Annotated in this window: 3 protein-coding genes and 1 pseudogene; 1 reads left to right on the top strand and 3 read right to left on the bottom strand. The window is 57.5% G+C overall.

Features of this window, described 5'->3' with window-relative positions; all coding sequences use genetic code 11:
- Positions 1–148: GMC oxidoreductase (locus WB402_RS13490; RefSeq protein WP_424208718.1), on the top strand; the 148-nt coding region annotated here is incomplete at its 5' end.
- 44 nt (positions 149–192) lie between these two features.
- On the opposite strand, the pseudogene WB402_RS13495 reads toward WB402_RS13490, so the two are convergent.
- From WB402_RS13495 to WB402_RS13505, 3 genes and pseudogenes are all read right to left on the bottom strand, one after another.
- Positions 193–345: pseudogene (locus tag WB402_RS13495) on the bottom strand (ATP-binding protein); the annotation flags it as partial.
- A 43-nt stretch (positions 346–388) separates the two neighbouring features.
- Positions 389–1,576 (bottom strand): glycosyltransferase, encoded by a 1,188-nt coding sequence (locus WB402_RS13500; RefSeq protein WP_424208714.1) that lies wholly within the window; start codon positions 1,574–1,576, stop codon positions 389–391.
- Between the two features lie 98 nt (positions 1,577–1,674).
- Positions 1,675–2,649, bottom strand: a 975-nt coding sequence (locus WB402_RS13505; RefSeq protein WP_424208716.1) for an Ig-like domain-containing protein, incomplete at its 5' end; no start/stop codon positions are given.

A 2,649-nucleotide genomic window follows, 5' to 3' on the forward strand; every position in this document is an offset into this window, starting at 1 on the left:
CGATCGTAACCTTCAAGCGCATGAGGTTTCCAACCTTTATATTGTTGGGGGGAGTGTGTTTGTAACGGGCGGTTCTTTGCAGCCGTCGCTGACGATGGCTGCGCTGGCCATTCGCGCGGCTGAACACATCGCGGGCGGCAAAGCTTAACAGTCTGGGGATCGTCAGGGTGTTCGGCCCGGGGTTAAGCCGTTTCATCGACTTCTCAGCCGGGCTGACCTCAGCGCCGACGCGAAGAGTGCGTATGCTTGGCGGCGCGGCATCACGCTGGAATCGTTGCCGGTCTCCACGATGTGGTAGTGGTGGATCAGGCGATCGAGCAGCGCCGTGGTCATTTTGGCATCCCCTTAGGTAATGTTTCGTGCCAATCGTGGCCTGTCTTCAGCGTCGTCAGCCTGAGGTGGTTGATGGCAGATTGGTGTTAACACTCCGCGATGCCAGAATTTGAGCAAGCATGCTTTGATAGTCCCGCGTGTACTTCTCGGCGCTGTGATTTTCCCGAGTGTATTCCCAGGCCTTGCGCGACATTTCTTTGAGCTGCGATGCAGGGAGCTTCGCAAGGCTTTCGACCGCATCCTGGATCTCGCCGATCGAGGCATCCTTCAGCAGGATGCCGAAATCCTGGACATCAATACCCGCTTCGCGTGTGACCACCGGGATCAGGCCGGCCTGCATGCAAGTCAGCACCGAGCAGGACTCGCTCTCCGAGCAGGACGGGAACACCACGGCGATGCAACGGTCCGCAAGTTCGAGGAACTGTGAGCCGGCCACGTCCACCCAACCCAGAGGATAAATGTTTGAGGTCTCATACAGCTCAGTGTGATAGTTGCGAGTGAAGTCTTTCTCCCAATCGAGCCGCCCGCAAACGGTAAGCTCCAGGTGCGGGGTTTGCGCAAAGGCCTCCAGGGTCAGGTCGAGTCCTTTGTGGACGAATCCGAAGCTTCCGAACCATAGGAAATGGTTCCGGCACGCGTCGAAATTCTTGTCCGGGTTGAGAGGATACGTGCGCATGATAGGCACAGGCAAACGAAACATCGGCTTGCCGGCATAGCGATACGTGTCCATACAGAATTCTCCGCCGAGGACGGCCGCATAGTCACAGTACTCGATGGCCAGATTGTGCTCGACCACCCGAATGTTCGCGCTGGTGACCCGGCGTCGCTGCTGCAGGGCCAGGGCGCGGGCGTAGGCGGCGGCGTTGTTAAACAGGAAGTGGGCAGTCTCGAGGTGGGCGATCTTTATGCAGTCCTTGTTGAGCCGCTTTGAAATCGGTTCGAGATGTGTGCGGGCCGAGACGAAGAAGACGTAGTTCTTTACCGGGACGAACTCATGGTTTCGGTAGTCGATGATATCCACGGCATAGCCAAGGTCCTGAAAGGTTTGCGCAATCAGTACGGATTCAAAATGGTTATTGTGTGTTGTGGAGATCGCTTGCCCGGGCTTCAGTCGAAACGGCGCCAGGATGTATGACAGAAGCACGTTACCCTTGGCCCGAGTGCCAGGTGTTGCAGCCAGTGAGACGCACGTCAGGTCGAAAGCCGGTCGGTAGCGGCTGATCTCGAATCCAACCGCGCGCATGGCGCGCCTGAGCAGGGGGCCTAAAGATCTCATCGGGTAACACTCAATTTTATTCCAGGATCAGAGTATATCCTAGCGAAGAACAGCTGAAATACGGACTACGGACAGCCCGGCAGTACGTTGTCGGTGATCAGATCGGCTTGCCAGCGGTTGGCCATCTTTGTGTAGCCGGCAGCATTCGGGTGCAAGTTGTTGCCGGTCGTCATCAACGACGGGTCGGCATAGTTGCCGGTTGGGTCCCCTGTCAGGTGCAGCTCTCCCTGTTCGTCGACCCTAAAGACCTTCACATAGGGTCGGTCAGTGGCGATCGCGGCGACATTGTTGTTGAAGGTCTGAACGTTCAGCGAGCCGTCAACGGCGGGGATAATGCGCGCCACCATCACGGTGATCGGATAGTTGGATTGTGCCCAAGTGTTGATGTTGTTGAGAATGCTGTTGACGCCGGCATTGCTGGTGTTGAAGTAGTTGGTGCCGATGTGCAGCAAGATGACGTCGGCCGGGTTGGCGTTCAGGAAACTGATCACATTCTCGGCGATGCCGTTGAAGCCCGTGCAGGCTGTCGCGAGGTCATCGCACCAGCCCGGATGCCCCTCATGATTGAGATCGAAAGTATAGTTGGAACCGTCTGACTGGCTGCCGACAAGATCGATGCCGTACTTTCCGGCGCTCAGTGTTGTCAGACCATTGTACAAGTCCTTGCGGTAGCCGATGCGATTTCCCGTTGCCGGCAGGCTACCCGTCGTGATCCCGGCGGTGATGGAATCGCCGAGCGGCATGATGCGCACTTTTCCGTCCAGCAGCACCCAGACGGTGCCGGTGGCCGAGAGCCCGCCCGAATCGGTCACGCGATAGGTGAATTTATCCTGTCCGCGGGCTTGGCCGTCGCCGCTTGGGAGATTCGTATAAGGAGTATAAGTGAACGTGCCATTGGCAAACACGGTAGCGGATCCCTTGGTGCCGTTGGTGAATAATTCAAAAGTCAGTGCCTGATTCTCAGGGTCGGTCGCCGTCAGAACACCGTTACCGATTCCAACTCCCGCCGCTGTGCTGGTGCAGGCATTGCTCGCCACCGG

This window comes from Sulfuricaulis sp. (genome assembly GCF_049587675.1).
In the GTDB taxonomy this organism is placed as follows: Bacteria; Pseudomonadota; Gammaproteobacteria; order Acidiferrobacterales; family Sulfurifustaceae; genus Sulfuricaulis.

Bases quoted from the DNA above. Each gene is read 5' to 3' on its own strand.
- WB402_RS13500 (WP_424208714.1), bottom strand. From the start codon at position 1,576: ATGCGCGCGGTTGGATTCGAGATCAGCCGCTACCGACCGGCTTTCGAC.